19 protein-coding genes and 1 riboswitch are annotated in these 18,617 nt (G+C 42.8%); all 19 genes read left to right on the forward strand.

Annotation, left to right across the window (positions count from 1 at the left end; translation table 11 throughout):
• Window positions 1-2: 2 nt before the first annotated feature.
• The 19 genes from fliS to ACIFOD_RS08490 all read left to right on the forward strand — a co-directional run bounded on the left by fliS (window position 3) and on the right by ACIFOD_RS08490 (window position 18,610).
• The gene (fliS, locus tag ACIFOD_RS08400; RefSeq protein WP_430314261.1) at window positions 3-407 is read left to right on the forward strand and encodes a flagellar export chaperone FliS; all 405 of its coding nucleotides are present in this window, start codon (window positions 3-5) and stop codon (window positions 405-407) included.
• Window positions 407-754, forward strand: coding sequence for a flagellar protein FliT (locus ACIFOD_RS08405; protein ID WP_430314262.1), 348 nt, complete (start codon window positions 407-409; stop codon window positions 752-754). Before fliS ends, ACIFOD_RS08405 begins: the two co-directional genes overlap by 1 nt.
• 8 nt (window positions 755-762) lie before the next feature.
• Window positions 763-1,152: a hypothetical protein gene (locus ACIFOD_RS08410; protein WP_430314263.1), complete on the forward strand. Its 390-nt coding sequence runs from the start codon at window positions 763-765 to the stop codon at window positions 1,150-1,152.
• Between the two features lie 79 nt (window positions 1,153-1,231).
• Window positions 1,232-1,576, forward strand: coding sequence for an MmcQ/YjbR family DNA-binding protein (locus ACIFOD_RS08415; RefSeq protein ID WP_430314264.1), 345 nt, complete (start codon window positions 1,232-1,234; stop codon window positions 1,574-1,576).
• A 6-nt stretch (window positions 1,577-1,582) separates the two neighbouring features.
• Window positions 1,583-2,338 (forward strand): ABC transporter permease, encoded by a 756-nt coding sequence (locus tag ACIFOD_RS08420; protein WP_430314265.1) that lies wholly within the window; start codon window positions 1,583-1,585, stop codon window positions 2,336-2,338.
• Between the two features lie 340 nt (window positions 2,339-2,678).
• Window positions 2,679-3,257, forward strand: a complete 579-nt coding sequence (hpf, locus tag ACIFOD_RS08425) for a ribosome hibernation-promoting factor, HPF/YfiA family (RefSeq protein WP_113971339.1) — start codon at window positions 2,679-2,681, stop codon at window positions 3,255-3,257.
• A 110-nt stretch (window positions 3,258-3,367) separates the two neighbouring features.
• A complete protein-coding gene (locus ACIFOD_RS08430; protein WP_430314266.1) occupies window positions 3,368-4,477 on the forward strand; it encodes an aminopeptidase in 1,110 nt (369 codons plus the stop codon).
• Between the two features lie 14 nt (window positions 4,478-4,491).
• Window positions 4,492-5,328: a DUF1028 domain-containing protein gene (locus ACIFOD_RS08435; RefSeq protein WP_430314267.1), complete on the forward strand. Its 837-nt coding sequence runs from the start codon at window positions 4,492-4,494 to the stop codon at window positions 5,326-5,328.
• Window positions 5,329-5,457: 129 nt separating this feature from the next.
• Window positions 5,458-6,588: a YecA family protein gene (locus ACIFOD_RS08440; RefSeq protein ID WP_430314268.1), complete on the forward strand. Its 1,131-nt coding sequence runs from the start codon at window positions 5,458-5,460 to the stop codon at window positions 6,586-6,588.
• A 493-nt stretch (window positions 6,589-7,081) separates the two neighbouring features.
• Window positions 7,082-9,592 carry a preprotein translocase subunit SecA gene (gene secA, locus ACIFOD_RS08445; RefSeq protein ID WP_430314269.1) on the forward strand — a complete coding sequence of 837 codons (2,511 nt, stop codon included), beginning with the start codon at window positions 7,082-7,084 and terminating at the stop codon, window positions 9,590-9,592.
• 370 nt (window positions 9,593-9,962) lie between these two features.
• Window positions 9,963-11,064, forward strand: a protein-coding gene (gene prfB / locus ACIFOD_RS08450; protein WP_156142358.1) for a peptide chain release factor 2 whose coding sequence is annotated in 2 segments (ribosomal slippage) — window positions 9,963-10,034 and window positions 10,036-11,064 — 1,101 coding nt in all. Because the reading frame shifts where the segments join, the coding sequence is not laid out codon by codon here.
• 550 nt (window positions 11,065-11,614) lie between these two features.
• Complete coding sequence (locus tag ACIFOD_RS08455) at window positions 11,615-12,487, forward strand: YitT family protein (protein ID WP_428976027.1); 873 nt, start codon at window positions 11,615-11,617, stop codon at window positions 12,485-12,487.
• A gap of 79 nt (window positions 12,488-12,566) precedes the next feature.
• Entirely contained in the window at window positions 12,567-12,881 is a 315-nt protein-coding gene (gene cccB / locus ACIFOD_RS08460; RefSeq protein WP_430314270.1) for a cytochrome c551, read from the forward strand.
• 509 nt (window positions 12,882-13,390) lie between these two features.
• Window positions 13,391-14,077, forward strand: a complete 687-nt coding sequence (ftsE, locus tag ACIFOD_RS08465; protein ID WP_397552715.1) for a cell division ATP-binding protein FtsE — start codon at window positions 13,391-13,393, stop codon at window positions 14,075-14,077.
• Window positions 14,067-14,951, forward strand: coding sequence for a permease-like cell division protein FtsX (ftsX, locus tag ACIFOD_RS08470; protein ID WP_397552716.1), 885 nt, complete (start codon window positions 14,067-14,069; stop codon window positions 14,949-14,951). The genes ftsE and ftsX overlap by 11 nt, the downstream gene beginning before the upstream one ends.
• A 39-nt stretch (window positions 14,952-14,990) precedes the next feature.
• Window positions 14,991-16,355 carry a murein hydrolase activator EnvC family protein gene (locus ACIFOD_RS08475; protein ID WP_430314271.1) on the forward strand — a complete coding sequence of 455 codons (1,365 nt, stop codon included), beginning with the start codon at window positions 14,991-14,993 and terminating at the stop codon, window positions 16,353-16,355.
• A 164-nt stretch (window positions 16,356-16,519) separates the two neighbouring features.
• Window positions 16,520-16,611, forward strand: a riboswitch (cyclic di-GMP riboswitch).
• 83 nt (window positions 16,612-16,694) lie between these two features.
• Complete coding sequence (locus ACIFOD_RS08480) at window positions 16,695-16,976, forward strand: hypothetical protein (RefSeq protein WP_430314272.1); 282 nt, start codon at window positions 16,695-16,697, stop codon at window positions 16,974-16,976.
• A gap of 260 nt (window positions 16,977-17,236) precedes the next feature.
• Window positions 17,237-17,806 carry a class I SAM-dependent methyltransferase gene (locus tag ACIFOD_RS08485; protein ID WP_430314273.1) on the forward strand — a complete coding sequence of 190 codons (570 nt, stop codon included), beginning with the start codon at window positions 17,237-17,239 and terminating at the stop codon, window positions 17,804-17,806.
• A gap of 90 nt (window positions 17,807-17,896) precedes the next feature.
• Window positions 17,897-18,610, forward strand: coding sequence for a cytochrome c biogenesis CcdA family protein (locus ACIFOD_RS08490; protein ID WP_430314274.1), 714 nt, complete (start codon window positions 17,897-17,899; stop codon window positions 18,608-18,610).
• Window positions 18,611-18,617: the final 7 nt, after the last annotated feature.

The raw sequence follows: 18,617 nt of genomic DNA on the forward strand, positions 1-18,617 counted from the left end.
CTATGGCCATCAACAACCCGTATGCAACATACCAGAACAACTCGGTCAACACCGCATCACCAGGTGAACTCACCCTTATGCTCTATAACGGAAGCCTGAAATTTATTCATATCGCGAAAAAAGCGATTGAAGAAAAGAATATTGAACTGAAAAATACTAATATCCAAAAGACCCAAGCCATCGTAAATGAGCTGATGGTGACGTTGAACACAGATCTTGAAGTCTCGCAAAATCTCATGTCCCTCTACGACTACATCAACCGTCGCTTAACAGAAGCTAATATCAAGAATGATGTGGCAATTTTAGAAGAAGTAGAGGGTCTCATCACTGATTTCCGTGATACATGGAAACAAGTCATTCAACTGAATCGCCAGAAGCAGCATGCCGGACAAGGTGGACAGGCGTAATGAGCTCGGTCCTTCTTTGCTATACGATCACGAAGCAATTGAAAGAAGCATTGGAACAGGTGACTGATGAAAACAGGGAATCTACGATTGAGGAAGTGGAATCTCTTTTAGAAAAAAGACAGAGCTTACTTGGCAATATCAAGCCCCCCTATACACAGGAGGAGCAGGAACTTGGCAAGCAGATGATCGCCTGGAACGGGCTAATCGATCGGCAACTGGCTCAATTGCGTTTGCAAATCAAGCGGGACATGAACGGCTTGACCAAGAAAAAAACGTCTGTCCAAAAATACTCAAACCCATACGAATCTTTACAATACGATGGAATGTTCTACGATAAAAAGAAATAGGTGATTCTTTGACAACGAAATTAGACGAAAAACAGTACGAATTGGTAAGCCAATACGTCGGAATGCTAGACACAATCGAAGAAGCACTGATGTATGTCGAAGCAAGCTTCACGAATTTAAGCAAAACAGAAGGGGACCGGGTTCTTTCGGATGTCTTCATGGCTATCGGTCAGATTTCAGAAAGCAATCTCTTGTTGAAAGAAATTTTTGATGGACGGGAAGACATTCAGCAAGCTCTAACCGGATTTGATACGGTGACGGATCAGGCATGGAAACTGGACGGACAGTTAAACAACAACTCAGTCAAACAAAGTATCGTGCAGGAAAAACTGTCACCAGCCTTTTCTAAATGGAAACCGTCGATTGAAAACGAACTAAATCCTTATCTAACACACTAAGTCTCGAATCTTCGAGGCTTTTTTCTTTTTCCAAATACTCTCATGCTATAATTATAGAAAAATGCTGGAGGAAGACTTGATGAAAAATAGTCTGGTAGATGAAATCAGAAGTCTTTGCGTAACCTACCCTGAAGTTCATGAACACATAGACGGCTTCGGTCACACTTCTTTCCGGGTGAAGGACAAGCCATTTGTGATCATTGGAGAGGAGAATAATCTCTCCCTATCCATCAAAACGCTCCCCACCACTCAAGAAATCTTACTCGATCAGCAAGGCTACACTAAAGCGCCATTTATCGGAAGGCATGGCTGGGTGCTAGTAGAGACAGAGGAAGTAGGATGGCAAGCAATTGTAGCCTTGATTCACGAAGGTTATTTGAGAGTGGCTCCCAAGAAACTGGCAAATCAATTACGAAACGGATGAAGACACATGATCAACCTAGTCACTAATGAACTCTTAAAACAACTATCCCGTCCCCGCATGTGGATTTCGCTTGGGATCATCGTATTCATCAACTCCATCGCATCTCTATTCGTCTACATGCTATTCGAAGGCATCCAATTCTCCTTCTGGGAGTATATGCGAATCAGCTCTAACTTTATAATCGTCCTACAAGTCTTCTGCCTCATCATAGCAGGTGACATCGTATCCAATGAGTTTTCGTCAGGTACCATCAAGCTGCTGCTCATACGTCCGGTTAACCGTGTGAAGATACTGCTCTCCAAATACTTAGCCGTTATCGTCATAGCAACAACTCTTACTTCTGCCCATTTCTTATTTTCGGCCGTACTGGGCGCCCTGTGGTTCTACGACAGCTTCTTTGAATTCAACGTAAACTTTTTCCTGGTAGCGGGTGCTTATGTCCTGAGATTTCTTGAACTGATTGTCATCTGTTCTGTGGCTTTTACTCTGTCTGTGCTGACGAGAAGCAGTTCCTTTGCCATTGGAACGACTCTCTTTCTGACGTTTTCCGCAGGAACGTTATTGATTGTCATGAATGAGCGGGGAATGGAATGGGGGAGGTATTTGTTGTTTGCCAATACCGATTTACAGCAGTATTTCTTCGGAACTCCACCTTTTGAAGGGATGACGTTTATGTTTTCTGTTGGGGTGATTGTGGTGTATTTGATTGGGTTTGGTGGAGTGGCTGGGTGGTATTTTGGGCGGCGGGATGTGGATGTTTAGTGAATTGATTGTACCAGGTACCAAAAAATCTAACACACCAAAGCGTCAACTCACACCTTCACAAATCCGCCCCAAACCATTCACAAAACCTCCAAATTCCCACCGTTTAATCTCCTCAAAAAATGAGAAAATAATAATATAAAGAGTGAAAGGTGAACCCTACATACTCGCAACCCTCACCTCACTCTTTCATTCTCCAATCCCTGATCCATCAATACTCTCGACACCTTATTACAAACTTTACGAAAAATTGACAAAAAATTTAGAAAGTTTAAGAAGGAATAATTAAGGGAATGGAGAATATATAAACATAGCTTTATTTTTAAAAGGAGGAGTTTACATGTTGAACTACAACATTCGAGGCGAGAACATTGAGGTAACTCCAGCGATTCGCGAACATGTGGAGAAGAAGATTGGCAAGTTAGACCGTTACTTTAATGAAACTCCTGATGCAAATGTACATGTTAATTTAAAAGTGTATCCTGATAAAAATACGAAAACTGAAGTGACTATTCCAATGCCGCAATTAGTGTTACGTGCAGAGGAACGCAACACGGATATGTATGCGGCCATTGATCTGATTGTAGATAAATTGGAGCGTCAAATTCGCAAACATAAAACAAGAGTGAACCGTAAAATGCGTGAGAAGGGCAGCCCGAAGGAATTCTTCGCGGCTCAGGAAGATCTGAATCACGTTTCTCCAAATGGTGCAGCTGCGGTTGAACTGGAGGAAGAGGACGATACGGAAGTAGTAAGAACGAAGCAGTTCAATCTTAAACCGATGGACAGCGAAGAAGCGATCCTTCAGATGAACATGCTGGGTCACACATTCTTCATCTTCACAGACGCAGAGACTAACGCAACGAATATTGTGTACAAGCGTCGTGACGGGAAGTATGGCTTGATCGAAACAAACTAATAGCCTTAAATCCTGCGGTCACTGAGACCGCAGGATTTTTCATTTCTAAAGGAGGTTTTTTCCATTTTTTGTCGAAGTTTGAAGGTAGACAAAATTTAGGGGGATACCAAGTGAGAGATCCAAGACTAGAGAGGTTGGCAGAGGTACTGCTTACCCATTCCTTGAAATTAGTAGAAGGGGAGAAGCTCTTTATAATGGGAGAGCATTCGACAAAACCGCTTGTAAAGGAGGTTCTTCAGAAAGCGTATGAGATGGGGGTGATTCCATACTATGAGCTCGGCGATCAGGAGCTACTGCGTATCATGGCCACTCATGCGAAACCGGAACAGATGATTCTGCAAAATAAATGGAATATGGAAAAATATCAGGATATCGACGCGTTTCTCAATATTTCAAGCGAAGCAAATGATGCAGAGATGAGTGAAGTGCCGGCCGAACAGTGGCAGCTCCTCATGCCGCATATGAAAGAATCCAATGACTATCTCATTCAAAATAAGAAATGGGCTCTATTAAACTATCCAAACCCGTCACTCGCCCAAAAAGCGAAGATGAGCTATGACACGTTCTTCGATTATCTTCTGGAAGTCTGCACAGTCGACTACAAGCAGATGGAAGAAGCCCAGAAGCCTCTTAAAGAGCTGATGGATAAAACCGATAAAGTACGGATTACCGGCGAAGGGACGGACCTTACGTTTTCCATCAAGGATATACCGTCTGTCATGTGCTTTGGAGAGCGGAATATTCCGGACGGGGAAGTGTATACGGCTCCCGTGAAGGATAGTGTAAATGGGACGATTACATACAATACACCGACACTGTATCGCGGATTTTCTTTTAACAATGTTTCTTTGACATTTGAAAACGGAAAGATCTTGAAAGCAACGGCAGATAAAACGAAGGAATTGAACGATATTCTGGATACAGATGAAGGTGCCCGTTTCATTGGGGAGTTTGCTCTTGGTGTGAATCCGAAGATCAATGAGCCGATGCTGGATATTTTATTTGACGAAAAAATAAACGGAAGCTTCCATTTCACACCAGGACAGGCCTATGAAGGGGCGGATAATGGAAACCGTTCGAGCGTGCATTGGGATATGGTCTGCATCCAGCGTCCGGAATATGACGGTGGAGAAATTTACTTCGATGATGTTTTAATTCGGAAAGATGGGTTATTTGTAGTAGAAGAGCTAAAAGGATTAAATCCTGACGCTTTAATTTAAAGGAGGACTTCACCATGACGTATTCCATTGTAGGCTATGACCCGGAAGAGAAAGAGTGGGGGATTGCGGTACAGTCCAAATTCCTCGGTGTTGGTTCTGTCGTACCTTTTGCGAAAGCAGGAGTGGGAGCCGTGGCGACTCAGTCTTACGCGAATACTTCGTACGGACCTCATGCACTTCAATTAATGGAAGAAGGAAAGACGGCAGAGGAAGCGCTGGATATCATCACTAAGGATGATCCCGAGCGTCCATTACGCCAGGTGGGATTGATTGATGCTGGTGGAAATGCTGCTACTTTTACAGGGGAAGGATGCTATGATTGGGCCGGGGGACAAACTGGAAAACACTTTGCTGCTCAAGGAAATATTTTAGTTGATGAGAATACCGTAAAGGCGATGGCAGAGACATTTGAGTCGACGACTGGATCTCTGGCTGAACGATTACTTCATGCACTCGACGCCGGGCAGGAAGCTGGTGGTGATTCCCGGGGCATGCAGTCCGCTGCGCTTTTAGTAGTGAAGGAAAGCGGTGGATATGGTGGCTTCAATGATCGGTACATTGATCTCAGGGTGGATGATCACGCGTCTCCCATTAAGGAATTGAAACGAATCTACTTGATGCATCAGCTCTATTTTAAAGAGTCAGAGCCTGGTAGAGTCGTATTGCTGGAAGGTGAAATCCATGATGAAGTGGAGCGGGAACTCACCCGTCTTGGCTATGCAAAAGAAAGACAGTCTCTTCACCAGAGCTTGAAAGACTATCTCCATACAGAAAACTTTGAAATGCGGGAGCAGGATGAGAGTTATATTGATCTGGATGTGTTGGATTATATGAAGAAACAAGGACGATAGAAATTAAAAGAACCAATCCAAAAGCGATTGGTTCTTTTTTCTTGTTCTAAAACAGTTTAAGGAACGCTTCAAATGTTATATAATGAACATTTGTGTACGGGACTCAAGAAGTTGGAGGTAAATACAAACATGAGTACAGTCGGAAGAAACGAACCATGCCCATGCGGCAGTGGGAAAAAATATAAGAAATGCTGTGAAAAAGAAAATGTTGTGAATATAAATATGCTGGTGAATCAGGAGCTTGATGTGCTTCAGGCGCAGCTCTATGATTATATTGCTACGGCACAGTCAACAGAGATGGAAGAATCCTATCACCACTACCTGGCGAAAATGGATCTGATGCAAGCGGATCCGGATATTTATGAAATGGCATTTGTCAGCTGGTACGGAGCAACTCAAAAGGATGCTGACGGTGTTCGTTTGATCGAACGCTTTGTTGATAAGCAGTTGAGCACGGTGACTCGTCCTCAGACAGCTGAAGTACTGGAGTCTTGGAAAAACGTGCGTGTGACGGCAGGTACCGTAGAGAAGCTGGATGACCATACGTTACGTGTGGAAGAAGCCATCACTGGTGATGTGCTGATTGTAACGGAAAAGTTCGGTAAGTTAGAAGAGAATAGTTTCTTCTTGGGGCTTTTGTTGCCGAATGGGGAGAAGTATCTTCCATTCGCTCAGTACTTCATTTATCCTGCGATTGAGAAAGCAGCGATGGAACTGGTGAAAATCCGATTTGAACAAGGTGAGTTTGAAAGTCTGCATGACTACTTATCAGGGCAGTACTTGGAAATAGCAGATGTCGGATTCGTTCTTTATAGTGCTGAAAAGAAAAAGGCCGGAAAAGCAGCAGCATCTACTAAAGCCACGGATGAAACAGATACTTCCAAGGATTCGGATGAGAAAGCCGAAGAAGCGATCGAAGGAGTAGAAATCTGGAAAACGCCGGAATACGTTGAAGCGATCACATCCCTTCAAAACTTCCTGAATGAAAAAGGGGAAGACAAAAAAGAAAGTGAGCTGCTGGTAGCCGTATTGGAAAAATACTTCTACACAGAGCGCCCAACGATCCGTAATCCGAAAATCTACTCGGGAGCACTGGTGGACATGGCGAAAAACATCGACGAAATCAGTATCCGCCACGTTCAAAAAGAACTGGCAGAATACTTCGATGTCTCCGCTAACAGCATCTCCAGACGAAGCAAACAAATCTGGGAAAGCTACCAGGACACCGTCTACGAACTACTGAAAGAAACTAAAGCCTGACCAATACACAACACCTACAAGTCGTCTGCAAAGGCGGCTTTTTTGTTTTTGAGGGACGGACCTCACTTTTCACCAATTTTATGTGGAATTGCAATAGGGTCGCCAATGCTAGACGGATTTATATAGTAGGTGAGGTCCGTCCCTCAACCTGAATCGACGCTATTTCTAGAGGTGACGAATCTCGCCTCTCATGAGCCATCCAGGAATACCGTGTGCTAGTGAAGCATCCAACCTTTGAAAGCTCTGTGATTGAGAGGTCCGTCCCTCATTGAGTTGTAACCCATATGGGATAGTGGTAAGATTGGTAGGGAATATATCGTGTTTTTGTGGGAGGATATTTGGATTTTGTAGCGAATTTTAGTAGAGTGATTGAAAACGGATATAGGTGACTTTTTACATGAGTTTTTCAACAATCTCATCTGAATTTCATTTTCTTTCGTTATACTGGTGACGTTCGGCTCTCATTTAAACACAGATAAAGGAGCGTTTATACATGCTTGGTCTATTAAACAAAGTGTTCGATGCGAATAAAAGAGAATTAAAGAGGCTTGAAAAACTGGCTGATCAAATAGAAGAATTAGGCCCCGATATGGAGCGATTGACGGATGATGAAATCCGTGAAAGAACAGAACGATTCAAGGAGCGCTATCAAAAGGGTGAAGACCTGGAAGATATGATGATTGAGGCTTTTGCTGTCGTACGGGAAGCGGCTCGCCGCGTACTTGGGTTATATCCGTACCGCGTTCAACTTATGGGTGGTGCCTCCTTGCATGGCGGTAACATCTCCGAGATGAAAACCGGTGAAGGTAAAACGCTGACAGCGACTATGCCTGTTTACTTGAATGCGATCACAGGAAAAGGCGTTCACGTTATCACAGTCAACGAATACCTGGCCAGCCGTGATGCCGAGGAAATGGGCAAGCTATACAATTTCCTGGGACTCTCTGTAGGCCTTAACTTAAACTCTATGTCCAAAGACGAAAAACGTGAAGCATACAAAGCGGATATCACGTATGGTACGAATAACGAATTCGGTTTCGACTACCTTCGTGACAATATGGTCCTGTACAAAGATCAAATGGTGCAGCGTCCTCTTCATTTTGCCGTAATTGATGAGGTTGACTCGATCTTAATCGATGAAGCACGTACACCTCTGATCATTTCCGGTAACGCTCAGCGTACGCCTCAGCTTTATATTCAGGCCAATGCGGTGGTACGTACGCTGAAAAAAGATGAAGATTACACATATGATGAAAAAACAAAAGGTGTTCTATTAACGGAAGACGGAATCAGCAAAGTGGAAAGAGCTTTCCACATTGATAACCTGTTTGATATTTCACATGTAACCCTTAACCACCATATCAATCAAGCATTAAAAGCTCACGTCAGCATGCACCGTGATGTGGATTATGTGGTTCAGGAAGGCGAAATCGTCATCGTTGACTCTTTCACAGGACGTCTGATGAAGGGTCGTCGTTACAGTGACGGACTTCACCAATCAATCGAGGCAAAAGAAGGTCTTGAAATCCAGAACGAAAGCATGACGATGGCGACGATTACGTTCCAGAACTACTTCCGTATGTACGAAAAGCTTTCCGGTATGACCGGTACGGCGAAAACGGAAGAAGAAGAGTTCCGTAATATCTACAATATGAGTGTCATCGTGATCCCGACGAACAAGCCGATCGTTCGTGATGATCGTGCCGACCTGATTTATGCTTCCATTGAAGGGAAGTTCCTTGCTGTAGTCGAGGATATCAAAGAACGGAACGAAAAAGGACAGCCTGTACTGGTTGGTACTGTTGCCGTTGAAACGTCAGAGCTTATTTCGAAACTTTTAACAAAAAAAGGCGTTCGCCATAATGTGTTGAATGCGAAAAACCATGGACGTGAAGCGGAAATCATTTTAGAAGCCGGGCAGCCTGGTGCCGTAACCATCGCGACAAACATGGCCGGCCGTGGTACGGATATCAAGCTTGGAGAAGGCGTCATCGAAAGTGGCGGTCTAGCCGTTATTGGTACTGAGCGTCATGAATCACGCCGTATCGATAATCAGCTTCGTGGACGTTCCGGACGTCAGGGAGACCCTGGTGTGACCCAGTTCTATCTTTCCATGGAAGATGAATTGATGCGCCGATTCGGCTCTGACAATATGAAGAGCATGATGGAACGCCTTGGAATGGATGATACTCAGCCAATCCAAAGTAAAATGGTCAGCCGTGCTGTAGAATCGGCTCAGAAACGAGTGGAAGGAAACAACTTCGATGCTCGTAAGCAGCTTCTGCAATACGATGATGTTTTACGTCAACAACGTGAAATCATCTATAACCAGCGTTATGAAGTAATCGACTCGGAAAACCTTCGTGAAATCGTTGAAGGAATGATCAAATCAGCCATCGAACGTCAGGTAGCAGCCCATACAGCAGAAGAAGACATGGAAAACTGGAACCTTCAGGGCATCGTTGATTATGTGAACGCGAATCTTCTTCCTGAAAACGACGTGACAGTTGATGATCTACGCGGTAAAGAGCCTGAAAAAATGATGGATCTGATTTATGAAGATGTGAAGCACCGTTACGATGAAAAAGAAGAAGAACTTACGCCGGAGCAAATGCGCGAGTTTGAAAAAGTCATCCTGCTTCGCGCGGTTGATACGAAATGGATCGACCATATCGATGCCATGGATCAATTGCGTCAAGGTATCCACCTTCGTGCCTACGGTCAAACCGACCCACTGCGCGAATACCAGCATGAAGGATTCGCCATGTTCGAAAGCATGGTACTCGCAATCGAAGAAGACGTGGCAAAATACGTCATGAAAGCTGAAATCCGCAACAATCTTGAACGTCAGGAAGTAGCCAAAGGTCAAGCGGTGAACCCGAAAGAAGAAGGCGGTAAGGCTAAGAAACAACCAGTTCGCAAACAAGAAGACGTAGGGCGCAACGAACCATGCCCATGCGGAAGCGGCAAAAAATACAAACACTGCCACGGCATAACTGGATAAATAAAGAGATGCTACCTGGTACTTATTTTGATAAAATAAGTGCCAGGTACTTTTCCGTTTTTTATGGATGATTGGGATAGAGTTTACTAATAATTGGATTTTTCTTGTAATAGTGTTTTTGAAGTAGGTTATGTAATAGCATAATTTTAAAGTTGATTGGAGCGGAAGGTGCTCGACTCCTGCGGGAATAGCGGGAAAGTTGAGACCCCACAGGGCAAAGCCCGAGGAGGCTCAACTCACGCCCCGCGGAAAGCGAGCACCTGGAGCGGAAATCAACCACTACTGTTTAATAATACACGGCCACTCTATTCCAGCCATCATCAATACAAAATAAATTCAACAACCCAAATAACTATAGAGGTGACCACACATGGAACTATCAGAAATCAGAGCAGAGTTAGAAAAATCAGCTAAAACATTAGCGGACTTCAGGGGGTCTCTTTGACTTAGAAAACAAAGAGGCCAGAATTCAAGAGCTGGACGAAATCATGGTTCAACCCGATTTCTGGGATGACCAGCAAAAAGCTCAAGGGTTGATCAATGAAGGAAACGGTTTGAAGGACCTTGTTAATGAGTACAAATCATTGCTTGAATCCCATGAAAACCTTGAGCTTACCCTTGAACTTATCAAAGAAGAACCCGACGAAGAACTACAAAAAGATCTTGAAGAAGAGCTGGGTGATTTGGTCAAACGATTAAATGACTACGAACTTCAGCTTCTTCTAAGCGAAGAACATGATAAGAATAACGCGATTCTTGAACTGCATCCCGGGGCAGGTGGAACCGAGTCTCAGGATTGGGGTTCCATGCTTCTACGTATGTACACCCGCTGGGGAGAAAAGCGAGGTTTCAAAGTAGAAACCCTTGATTATCTTCCTGGAGATGAAGCGGGCATCAAGAGTGTGACCCTTGCCATTAAAGGTCACAATGCGTACGGTTACTTAAAGGCTGAAAAAGGCGTACACCGTCTTGTTCGTATTTCACCATTCGATTCTTCAGGGCGTCGTCACACTTCCTTCGTGTCTTGCGAAGTCATGCCTGAGTTTAATGAAGAAATCGAAATCGAAATTCGTACGGAAGACCTTAAAATCGATACGTACCGTGCAAGTGGAGCCGGTGGACAGCACATCAATACGACGGATTCGGCTGTCCGTATCACTCACTTACCAACGAATGTCGTGGTAACCTGCCAGTCTGAACGGTCTCAGATCAAGAACCGTGAGTCAGCCATGAAAATGCTGAAAGCGAAGCTCTATCAAAAGCGAATCGAAGAGCAGGAACAGGAGCTTGCCGAAATTCGTGGAGAGCAAAAGGAAATCGGATGGGGAAGCCAGATCCGTTCCTACGTCTTCCATCCATACTCTATGGTCAAAGACCACAGAACCAACACAGAATCAGGAAACGTACAAGGCGTCATGGACGGAGACATCGACCCGTTCATCAACGCATACCTTCGTTCCAAAATTCAATAATCATACTCAATCAAGCTGGATCCTCCATTTAATTGGAGGGTTCAGCTTTTTTTGAGGGACGGACCTCAAAAAGCGATTCGTTCCTTCCGTTATATGTATAAAAATGAACAGGGAATATAGTTTACATACACGAATAAGCACACGCAGACTACCGGTATTATCACCTATTGCAGAAAGCGGAATCCAATTCACCGTTGCAGAAATCCGAAATTATGTTGTAAAGCAACTCACTATTCAAGGTCCGTCCCTCACCACAATAACACCCCAACTTATTAATGCTTTACCACGTTATTGAAGTGTTATTTACACCTCCAAGTACCCATGCTATACTCTCAAAGGTTGATACAGAGCGTGTTTGAAGGGTGGAGAAGTGAATCTTCACCTGGTTCATACATATGCTTTTCAACTATATCAAGCAAAATTTATGAGCAATCTTCATCCGCAGAGGTTCAGGACATGACCAATTGGAGGTCCGTCCCTCTGCATACTCTGCATAAAGGAAGAGGTTGTACTCATACTATAAATACATAGGTTAAAGGAGTCGTACTGGATGGGTTTGAAAGAGAGGCGTCGTGGGCAGGCATTTAATCCGCGTAAAGAGAAGTTGTTAGAGTATTTGTTTGTTGTGGTTGGGTCAACGATTGTGGCCCTTGCGTTTAATGTGTTCTTATTGCCGAATGAGGTGGCTTCAGGAGGGGTAAGTGGAATATCGACCATCTTGAAAGGTGTGTTTGATTGGAAGCCTGCCTTTGTTCAGTGGGCATTTAATATTCCGTTATTCATTGCAGGGTTAATCTTCCTGGGCCTTCAATTTGGCGTAAAAACAGCCATCGGTACGGTTTTCCTGCCGCTGGTAGTATTTTTAACAGAAGACTGGAAGCCGTGGACGGAAGATCCCCTGCTGGGCGCTTTATTCGGCGGGATTGGTGTAGGACTGGGATTGGGAATCGTCTTTCGAGGTAAAGCGTCTACAGGCGGGACGGACCTTGCAGCACAGATTGTAAATAAATTCACCGGGCTGTCCTTGGGCACCTGCGTCGCGCTTATCGATGGAATGATTGTTCTTTCTGCTGCGATCGTGTTTGACATCGAACGTGGTTTATATGCCCTTATCGGTTTGTACGTGACAAGTAAAACGATTGATTTAGTCCAGGTCGGCATCAGCCGTTCAAAAATGGCACTTATCATTACAAACAGACAGGAAGAAGTTCGTGAAGGAATCCTGAATAAAATTGATCGTGGTGTAACAAAACTATCTGCATACGGTGGTTATACGGACGATGAGCGCCCGATCCTTATGTGTGTGGTCGATCAAACAGAATTCACAAAACTGAAACAACTGGTCAAAACCATTGACCCATCTGCTTTCGTCGTCACAATGGACGCTTCAGAGGTGTTAGGTGAAGGTTTCAAACGGGTTTAACCTTGGTATAATTATGTAATAGAGGGACGGACCTCGATACTTCCCGTTACTCTAAAATGTGTTCCTAGGGGGAGAAAAAATGAAGAAAAAGCTACTTAGTATTGTTTTTGGCGCTTCATTGGTACTTGCAGCTTGCGGTGGCGGCGGCGAAGAAAGTACAGAAACAAGCTCTGGCGGAGTAGACCCTGAAAAAATCGTAAACAATAAATGCACCAGCTGTCATGGTGGAAACCTTGAAGGCGGTATGGGGCCAGCCCTTAATAAAATCGGTGCTGAATTAAACAAAGATCAAATCCTGGAAGTCATTCAAAATGGTAAAGGTCAAATGCCTGCAGGACTCATCGAAGGTGAAGAAGCAGAAGCAGTGGCAGAGTGGTTGGCGAATAAGAAGTAAGTGAAGAGGAAGAGTCCTGAACTGAGGATTCTTCTTTTTTGATTTATCCACAAACTTTCTCCTATCCCTTCTTTAAATATATGTTACAAAAGCTCATCTGATAGTTTTTGTAAAGATTCCGCACTAAATCCGCAAAAAATTATAACCTAGTAACTTAATCAGATTAGCATCACCCTAAGGTTTAGCATCCCCTCACTATCAAACTTTTTTACTTGGTTATAGTACCAGGTTGTAGATAAAAATACCTACATTTATAACGGTAAATAGGTATAACCGACAATAAAAAAGGTAAAATATACACATTATTTCAACCTTTGAAACGTAAATGTAATAATTTTTTTCCTTAACAACGGACAAAGTGATGTTATAATAATTTTCGGGAGAGCAATTCGAGGTTTTTCGCCATTTCGTGTCTAATTATGGTAAAGACGTCGTTGTGTTCAAACACCGTACATATGTCGATAACAGCCAAGAGGGTAACTACATAATACAAATTAGGTGATTTTAAAATGATAGAAATGAAAGACGTGTATAAGCAGTACAGCAACGGTGTCATGGCTGCCAATGGCTTTAACGTCCACATTAAGCAAGGCGAGTTTGTGTATGTTGTGGGTCCAAGTGGCGCCGGGAAGTCTACATTCATCAAGATGATGTACCGCGAAGAGAGGCCTACTAAGGGCGATATCATCGTAAACGGTATTAATCTGGCAAAATTAAAAACTAGTAGAGTTCCATACTTAAGAAGAAACGTTGGAGTCGTGTTTCAGGATTTTAAGCTGTTACCATCTCTTACAATCTATGAAAACATTGCCTTCGCACTTGAAGTAATAGAAGAACATCCAAAGCAAATAAAGAAGAGAGTCATGGAAGTACTGGATCTGGTAGGGTTAAAGCATAAAGCAAGAATGCTTCCGAATGAATTGTCAGGCGGAGAGCAGCAGCGTGTATCGATTGCACGATCCATCGTGAATACGCCGAAACTTGTGATTGCCGACGAGCCTACGGGTAACCTGGATCCGGAAACATCTTGGGATATCATGAACATCTTAGAGGATATCAGTAATCGTGGAACAACGGTGATCATGGCTACTCATAATCGGGAAATCGTAAATACCATCAAGCATCGGGTAATTGCCATCGAAAATGGCCGAATTGTTCGTGACGAACAGCGAGGTGATTACGGTTATGAAAGCTAGGACGTATGGTCGACATCTAAGGGAAAGCTTCAAAAGCATCGGACGTAATGGCTGGATGACATTCGCATCCGTGAGTGCCGTTACTGTAACCCTGCTACTTGTTGGTGTATTTATGGTACTTATGCTAAACATGAACAAGGTTGCAACCGATATTGAGAAAGACGTTGAAGTACGCGTACTACTTGAGATCGGTACTGAAAAAGCTCAAGTAGAAAAAATAGATAAGAAGATTAACCAAATAAGTGGAGTGGAATCCGTAGAATACTCTTCTAAAGAAGAAGAACTTCAAAATCTTGTAAAGGATTTAGGAGACGATTTCAGGTTATTCGAACAGGATAATCCATTATACGATGTATTTATCGTAAAAGCGGAAAATCCCCGTGAAACTGGGAAAATCGCTGCTGAAGTCAGCAAGTATGAAGGTGTGAACGAAGCACTTTATGGTGAAGCGAAGATTGAAAGATTATTTAATGTATTGGAAATGAGTCGAAACGTTGGATTAGTGTTAATCATCGGTCTATTGTTTACCGCCATGTTCCTCATCTCAAATACAATCAAAATCACCATTGTCGCCAGAAGAAGGGAAATCGAGATAATGAAACTCGTGGGTGCAACCAACTGGTTTGTACGCTGGCCATTCATTCTAGAAGGATTATGGCTTGGAATTTTAGGTTCTATTATCCCGATCGCTCTTGTCACAACAGGTTACTACTATGCTTATGAATTTATTAAGCCAAAACTACAAAACCATTTTATTCAGATATTAGATTTTACCCCCTTTATCTATCAAGTAAACGGATTGATTCTATTAATGGGTTGCCTGATTGGGGCTTGGGGAAGCTTTATGTCTGTACGTAAATTCTTAAAAGTGTAAAATTTGATAGGTTGATAGAAGCTGAAAGGAGCATGCCGCTTGAACAAGAAGTATTTCATATCATTATCAATTGCAGCAGCATTAACAATCGGGAGTCTACCAACGTTAGGGACAACAGCTAACGCTCATTCCTCCGTGGAGGAATTACAGAAGCAACAAGAAGGCATTTCTTCTAAAAAAGAGGAAATCAATGGAAAAATTGATGAGAAAAAATCAGAGATTAACCAAAACATCAGTAAACAACAAGAAATCCAATCACAAATTGCAGAAATCAGTACAAAATTAAAAGATACTGAAACAAAGATTACCGAGAAAACAAAAGAGATTGACGAAACAACAGCAGAAATCAATAAACTTAAAGAAGAAATTGAAGTTCTAAAGAAAAAGATAGAAGAACGTAACGAACTATTAAAAGAACGTGCCCGTGCCATCCAGGAAAAAGGCGGCTCTGCAAACTATCTTGATGTACTACTTGGCGCGGACAGCTTCGGTGACTTCATCAACCGTGTAACAGCAGTCAATACAATCGTAAGTGCAGATAAGAAGATCATGGACGAACAAAAACGTGATCAGGCTGAATTAGAAAAGAAACAAGAAGAAGTAGAAGGCAAGCTTGCAGAATTAGAATCTACTAAAGCAAGTCTGGAGTCTTTGAAAAAAGATCTTGATAGTCAAAAAGCTAAAAAAGCGGATTTATTCAAGCAGCTAGAAGCGCAGCAGGCTTCTTTGGAAGTGGAGAAAAAAGATCTTCAAAAAGAATCTGATGAGCTTTCTAAAATGGAACACCAGCTTGAAGGTGAAATCCAGGCTGAACAAGCACGTCTAGCAGAACTTGCACGCCAGCGTGAAATCGAACGCAAGCGTCAAGCGGAAGCTGAAGCGGCAAAACGTGCAGCAGAACAACAACAAGCAACTGCGAGCAGCAATAGCGGTGGTGGTTCTTCTTCTGCAGCACCTGCCCCTGCCCCATCAGCTCCAAGTGCACCAGTAAGTGCCGGTGCCTGGACAGCTCCAGCTTATGGAACGATTACAACAAACTTTGGCTGGGACACATTGAACGGTAAGCAACGTTTCCATTATGGTACAGATATCGCGGCAAGAGGCAGTGTTCCAATCTCAGCAGCAGCTGATGGATATGTCATCAAGAGTCAGTACAGCTCAAGCTATGGAAATGTAGTTTACATCACTCACTCAATTAATGGTCAAACCTTCACAACGGTTTATGCCCACATGGCTTCTTCATCAGTAAGCTCTGGACAAGCAGTGAACAAAGGTGACAGAATTGGTTACATGGGTAACACAGGATACTCTTTCGGTCAGCATTTACACTTTGAACTTCACGCAGGTTCATGGAATGCATCGAAATCCAATGCTGTAAATCCACGTCAATATATTAACTTTTAATTAGAAAACCCCGCCATGAGCGGGGTTTCTTTTATGGATATAATTCATTTTTTTTGTATTACATAAAGATGTAAGGAAATGGAATGGAATATTATTCTCATGACTGTTTTCATATCCTTTTTCTTCTAGTATAATGACAACTATATTACCTTGATTTGTATAGTCCTTCGAAAAGGCAAACTAATTGAAAAATTAGGACGCAAAACCACGGGTCTTCCATTTTTTATCTTAAAATAATGATCGCCGGGTTACCGAAAACAATGGATTACAATGAATACTAATTAGGACGCTTTATTAGTATCATTTCGCCTGCCTTTTTGGTGGGATTTTTTTATCTATATGTCCAGTATAGTAGGATTTGAATCTGTAGTAAGGATGATGATGTTGGAATCGACTGAATTAAAAAGGCAATTAAGAAGTTTTTGTAGAAGGAACCGTACTGCATTAAAGTACACCTATGTTGGTGAATATTCAGCAGAAGAGATCACCGAGATGATTATTGAAAATCTCGGCTCAGAAGAGGTTAAGAGGATACTAAACGACATTGAAATCATCCATCGCCGTGGTGGAAATACAGTTACATACTTTATGCTTATTTTAGAAGGATTAAAAGCAGCATAAAAACCGAATGCGGATCCAATCCGGCATTCGGTTTTATTTATGTAACAGGCAGTAATTGCTCTTCAAGCCCTTGTTCCTAATATACAGTCATCTCATATGGGAGTAGTTCGTGCATATTTCAATGATTAGACACACACTCTTTCTGTAAATCTGTAATAATTCTCATATAGGATACACTATGAGTAAATAACTTGCTTGTATATGTAGAATTTAAGATACTAATACATAATAGGGTATATTTACCGAACGGAGGAATCTAAATGACAGGAGATTTATTCGAACATCATAAAGCTTCAAAGCTCCTCGATCCAAAACGTCAGGAGCTCGTACCAGTGGACCAAGCACTCGAACTTCTCAAACTCAATAAAGACGATATCGTAGCCGACTTAGGCTGTGGAAATGGCTATCTGACTCTCCCCATTGCCAAAACGGTTGAAACAAAGGTCCAGGCAGTAGATCTGCAGCAGGAGATGCTGGAATACCTGAAACACCGTGCAAACGAAGAAAATGTAGACAATATCGTGTATGTGAAATCATCCCTGGAATACCTCAGCTTCAACAAAGGTACCTTGGATAAAATCGTATCCGCCTTTGTCTTGCACGAAGTTCCCGACCTGATCAAAGTATTTCAGGATCTACACGATATGCTGAAGGAAGATGGAATTTGGCTGATCCTGGATTGGGAAAAGGTAGATTCAGAAATGGGACCACCTTTAGATCATCGGATTTCTTCCGGGGAACTCGATCGACAGCTCCAATCATCCGGGTTCCATACAATATTAGGTCACTTGCATCCATCGGTTTATTATATTGTCGTGAAAAAAGGGTAGGGAGCATCGATATACAGGAAATAAAGATAGCTATCTTAATCAAACATTAACATTTCCTGTTCATACTGTTCATGTAAAGGAGTGAACAGTATGACGGAAGTATCGATTTGGTTTGCATTAGCCGCCGGGGCACTATCCTTTTTTTCACCTTGTGTGTTTCCGCTTCTCCCGGCTTACGTAAGTCATTTAACAGGTGGACAGGCAAGAGAAGGACAAATGCAGGTGGAAAGATCGGTGGTCTTACTTAGGTCATTTGGTTTTATTGCAGGATTTTCCCTCATCTTCATTCTAATGGGGGCCTCTGCCAGCTTCCTTGGAGAGATTTTCTCAGAATATCGGATTTATATTGAACAGATTGCAGGGATTCTGATTATTGTATTTGGTTTACAGATGATGGGCTGGCTTAGCTTTTCTTTCTTAATGAAAGATACGAGAAAGCTTGAAACAAGGAAAAAAGGGACAGCTGTGGGTTCTATCCTGCTGGGCATGGCCTTTGCCAGCGGATGGTCACCATGTGTGGGATTAACCCTTTCTTCCATTCTTTTACTAGCAAGTGCCAGCAGTACATTGACTCAGGGAGTCGTGCTGCTCATTGTGTATTCGCTTGGTTTGGCGGTACCGTTCCTGCTGATCTCACTGCTGATCACGAAGACATTTACCGTAATGAAAGTGGTCAATAAAATCTTACCAAAGCTTTCTAAAATCAATGGAGCATTGATGATTGCATTGGGATTTCTGGTGTTCAGTGGGAAGATGCAGCAAATCAGCTCGTATCTATCCGTATTTAGTCTCTTCTCAACATAGGGGGATA

Source organism: Rossellomorea sp. NRS-1567 (genome assembly GCF_050467885.1).
Classification (GTDB): Bacteria; Bacillota; Bacilli; order Bacillales; family Bacillaceae_B; genus Rossellomorea; species Rossellomorea aquimaris_C.

Coding starts and splice junctions, on each gene's coding strand:
- ACIFOD_RS08415 (WP_430314264.1), top strand. CDS start 1,232: ATGAAAAATAGTCTGGTAGATGAAATCAGAAGTCTTTGCGTAACCTAC.
- ACIFOD_RS08490 (WP_430314274.1), top strand. CDS start 17,897: ATGACGGAAGTATCGATTTGGTTTGCATTAGCCGCCGGGGCACTATCC.
- ACIFOD_RS08485 (WP_430314273.1), top strand. CDS start 17,237: ATGACAGGAGATTTATTCGAACATCATAAAGCTTCAAAGCTCCTCGAT.
- ftsX (WP_397552716.1), top strand. CDS start 14,067: ATGAAAGCTAGGACGTATGGTCGACATCTAAGGGAAAGCTTCAAAAGC.
- ftsE (WP_397552715.1), top strand. CDS start 13,391: ATGATAGAAATGAAAGACGTGTATAAGCAGTACAGCAACGGTGTCATG.
- hpf (WP_113971339.1), top strand. CDS start 2,679: ATGTTGAACTACAACATTCGAGGCGAGAACATTGAGGTAACTCCAGCG.
- ACIFOD_RS08405 (WP_430314262.1), top strand. CDS start 407: ATGAGCTCGGTCCTTCTTTGCTATACGATCACGAAGCAATTGAAAGAA.
- ACIFOD_RS08420 (WP_430314265.1), top strand. CDS start 1,583: ATGATCAACCTAGTCACTAATGAACTCTTAAAACAACTATCCCGTCCC.
- secA (WP_430314269.1), top strand. CDS start 7,082: ATGCTTGGTCTATTAAACAAAGTGTTCGATGCGAATAAAAGAGAATTA.
- fliS (WP_430314261.1), top strand. CDS start 3: ATGGCCATCAACAACCCGTATGCAACATACCAGAACAACTCGGTCAAC.
- ACIFOD_RS08480 (WP_430314272.1), top strand. CDS start 16,695: ATGTCCAGTATAGTAGGATTTGAATCTGTAGTAAGGATGATGATGTTG.
- cccB (WP_430314270.1), top strand. CDS start 12,567: ATGAAGAAAAAGCTACTTAGTATTGTTTTTGGCGCTTCATTGGTACTT.
- ACIFOD_RS08435 (WP_430314267.1), top strand. CDS start 4,492: ATGACGTATTCCATTGTAGGCTATGACCCGGAAGAGAAAGAGTGGGGG.
- ACIFOD_RS08440 (WP_430314268.1), top strand. CDS start 5,458: ATGAGTACAGTCGGAAGAAACGAACCATGCCCATGCGGCAGTGGGAAA.
- ACIFOD_RS08455 (WP_428976027.1), top strand. CDS start 11,615: ATGGGTTTGAAAGAGAGGCGTCGTGGGCAGGCATTTAATCCGCGTAAA.